This is a genomic window from Pseudomonas sp. GW823-FHT04A03, assembly GCF_058796615.1.
Window position 1 is genome coordinate 1 of record NZ_JBXAIV010000025.1, and the last position, 3021, is coordinate 3021.

4 protein-coding genes and 3 tRNA genes are annotated in these 3021 nt (G+C 52.9%); all 7 read right to left on the bottom strand.

Translation table 11 applies throughout. From position 1 onward, the window contains the following. A partial coding sequence (locus AC1Q9F_RS28320; RefSeq protein ID WP_409308480.1) for a GTP-binding protein occupies nucleotides 1–215 on the bottom strand: 215 nt, incomplete at its 3' end. An 85-nt stretch (nucleotides 216–300) separates the two neighbouring features. Continuing rightward, nucleotides 301–376, bottom strand: a tRNA-Thr gene (locus AC1Q9F_RS28325). A gap of 26 nt (nucleotides 377–402) precedes the next feature. Continuing rightward, a tRNA-Gly gene (locus AC1Q9F_RS28330) sits at nucleotides 403–476 on the bottom strand. Between the two features lie 25 nt (nucleotides 477–501). Further along, nucleotides 502–586 (bottom strand) — tRNA-Tyr (locus AC1Q9F_RS28335). Between the two features lie 143 nt (nucleotides 587–729). Beyond that, entirely contained in the window at nucleotides 730–1170 is a 441-nt protein-coding gene (locus AC1Q9F_RS28340) for a hypothetical protein (protein ID WP_207984106.1), read from the bottom strand. Between the two features lie 7 nt (nucleotides 1171–1177). Then, nucleotides 1178–1927, bottom strand: coding sequence for a pantothenate kinase (locus AC1Q9F_RS28345; RefSeq protein WP_492621362.1), 750 nt, complete (start codon nucleotides 1925–1927; stop codon nucleotides 1178–1180). Then, the gene (birA, locus tag AC1Q9F_RS28350) at nucleotides 1917–2870 is read right to left on the bottom strand and encodes a bifunctional biotin--[acetyl-CoA-carboxylase] ligase/biotin operon repressor BirA (RefSeq protein ID WP_492621363.1); all 954 of its coding nucleotides are present in this window, start codon (nucleotides 2868–2870) and stop codon (nucleotides 1917–1919) included. Before birA ends, AC1Q9F_RS28345 begins: the two co-directional genes overlap by 11 nt. Nucleotides 2871–3021: the final 151 nt, after the last annotated feature.

The window sequence follows — 3021 nt, forward strand, 5'->3', positions numbered from 1 at the left end:
GAGTTGTACTCAACGTGCGCGGTGTTGATGGTGATACCGCGAGCTTTTTCTTCTGGAGCGCTGTCGATCTTGTCGAATTCAACTACGGCCGAACCGAAAACTTCGGAGCAGACGCGAGTCAGAGCAGCGGTCAGCGTGGTTTTACCGTGGTCTACGTGACCGATGGTGCCAACGTTGACGTGCGGCAGGGAACGATCAAATTTTTCCTTAGCCATCGATATCACCCCTAACAGAAGAAATTGAGCAAACAACACAAGCCATTAAAACAAAGGCAGATATTTTCATATCTGCCTTGTTATATGGAGCTCTTGAGCGGATTTGAACCGCTGACCTCACCCTTACCAAGGGTGTGCTCTACCAACTGAGCTACAAGAGCGTAACACTTTGCACAACCTGCAAACTTGGAGCGGGTAGCGGGAATCGAACCCGCATCATCAGCTTGGAAGGCTGAGGTTCTACCACTAAACTATACCCGCGGAGCCTGCAGCTCACGCTAAAATCTGGTGGAGGGAGAAGGATTCGAACCTTCGAAGTCGTAGACGTCAGATTTACAGTCTGATCCCTTTGGCCGCTCGGGAACCCCTCCTAATCAGGCCGGCATTCTATACTATGCCAAACCCCTGTCAAGCATTTTCTCATTTAAAAACCTGAGGTTAGCTGCATTGACACCACCCCGCCGCTGCAACCTTTTCAGGTCTTCGCTGTGGAGCGGGCGCCATTCTATGCAAACTATTCGACCGGTGCAACCCCCTCGCACAGCATTATTTTATGTTTTAACTCATTGAATTCCTTGGAAAGGTTTTGCAACTGAGCATCCCCCAGCAAACGCTGGGTTTCGGGCGTAATCTGGAACCAATACGAGCCGCCGGACGACTCTTTTGACGAGGGGAGAGCTTTTGCTCCAAGCTCCGTCAAACGCTGCTCCAATGCCTGGGCGGACTCGGGTCGCGCTAAACCACCTACATAAAGGCACTGCCCATCAGATTTTCCCCCAGTCCTTTTTTCACGGGAAGCATCACCACCAGCCTCGCTCAGCAAGCGAATATCCTGTTGCGAGCCACGATAAAGACTGAGCGGCGTGACATCCTTTGCGCGTAGCGGCGCCTCCTGCTGATGCCAGACGTAATAAAACACATTGAGAACCAGAAGCAGAAGGAACAACCAACGCATACAAACCTCAGGACAAAGGACACGCCATAGCCAAACCCACGAACACCAAATCGGAAACAATCCGTGCCTCAGGCGCAACATCCGAGACCAGCTCGGCATCACCACCCGTAATGAAGACACGGTAGTCATCACCCCAGTAGGAGCGCGCGATCTCTAGCTGCGTCAACACAAATCCCCTGAGCATCAACGAACAGCCACGCTCGACAGCCTCAGCTGTATTGCGCCCCGGCGCATGACTCGTCAATGCCCTCTCAGCCGCGAGATCCCCATAGCGAATTTTTCGAGTATGGGTGCGCAACTGATTACGCATTAGCGGCATGCCAGGACATATGAAGCCTCCCAGGTGCTCACCGTCCGCCGAGATGAAATCAGCAGTCACCGCCGTCCCGAAATCAAGCACCAGGCAAGCCCCTTTTGCCAGGTGAAAACCACCAAGCATTGCCAGCCAACGATCGAGACCAAGGCGCTCATAATCGTCATAACCATTCTTTACGCCGGACATCACGCGAGCAGGCGTCGCACAGACAACGGAAATGCCGAACTCGCGCTTGAGCAAACCAATCAGCAAATTGGTCTCATCTTCAGTCCTTACGCTGACAAGGCGACATTTCTCGAGAGACACTTTCTCGAACGATCGAAGACCGTCAACCAACGCCCCATCAGAGTCGACCACGCCCTCCGCGACCAAAGCGCCGACCTCAGCGCTCAGCACACGCCATTTGATAAAGCTGTTTCCACAATCGAGCTCAAGAATCATCACGCAACCTCAAGCTGAGCTCACCACCACTAAAGACCTTTTCCACACCATTTACCTTTAGCCGCAGCGCGCCTTGATTATCGATTCCCAGCACCACACCATCCACCTGACTGACACCGGCAGTGAGAGAAACCGGCTGCCCCTGCCACAAATGGCTCGCCTCCCACTCCGACTGAAGCGCAGAGAAGCCACCTGATTGGTGACGGTGCAAATAGAGCTGCAGCTGCTTACTCAGCTCAACCGCCAGAATATTGCGATCACAAGATTTGCCCGACTCTAGACGCATTGAAGTCCATTGCTGATCGACTTCGTCTGTAGCCTGCATATTCACATTAATGCCTATGCCCAACACTACATGACAAACGTCTGCTGGATCACCAACCAGCTCCAACAGAATCCCGGCGATTTTTTTTCGCCCAACCAATACATCATTGGGCCATTTCAGCCCCGCACCTGGCACCCCAAGCGCATGCAAGGTCTGCATAGCCGCGAGCCCAACAACAAGACTTAACCCCTCAAGCTGACGCATCCCACCATCGATGCGCAATACGAGGCTGTAATAGAGGTTTTCAGCAAACGGACTCACCCATTTACGACCCCTGCGCCCACGCCCTGAGCTTTGGCGCTCAGCCAGTACAAGAAAGGGAGCCGCCTGCCCCCGATCCACCGCGCGCAACGATTCAGCATTAGTAGAGTCGACGGAATCAAAGATACTGACAGACCAACCAGGTAGGCTTTCCTCTATCTCGAGCGAGTCAAGCAACGTCAATGGTGAGGCTAATTGATAGCCCCGCCCTCGAACTTTATGTATGGACAACCCAAGTTCAGCCTCCAAGTGCTGAAGCTGCTTCCACACTGCACTTCGACTAATTCCCAGGGCAACACCCAGAGCCTGACCAGAATGGAATCGACCATCCTTCAGAAGGTTCAACAACGTCAGCATGCAGGTCTCGCCTCAGAATGAGGCCCGAATAATAGCCATGCACCGGGCCGCTGCATAGAATTCAAACAATCCATTTTCCTGCGGGCAAAACAAAACCCCAACTGCTTTCGCAATTGGGGTTTCGGAATTTAATCTTGACGATGACCTACTC

Coding starts and splice junctions, on each gene's coding strand:
- AC1Q9F_RS28340 (WP_207984106.1), bottom strand. CDS start 1,170: ATGCGTTGGTTGTTCCTTCTGCTTCTGGTTCTCAATGTGTTTTATTAC.
- AC1Q9F_RS28345 (WP_492621362.1), bottom strand. CDS start 1,927: ATGATTCTTGAGCTCGATTGTGGAAACAGCTTTATCAAATGGCGTGTG.
- birA (WP_492621363.1), bottom strand. CDS start 2,870: ATGCTGACGTTGTTGAACCTTCTGAAGGATGGTCGATTCCATTCTGGT.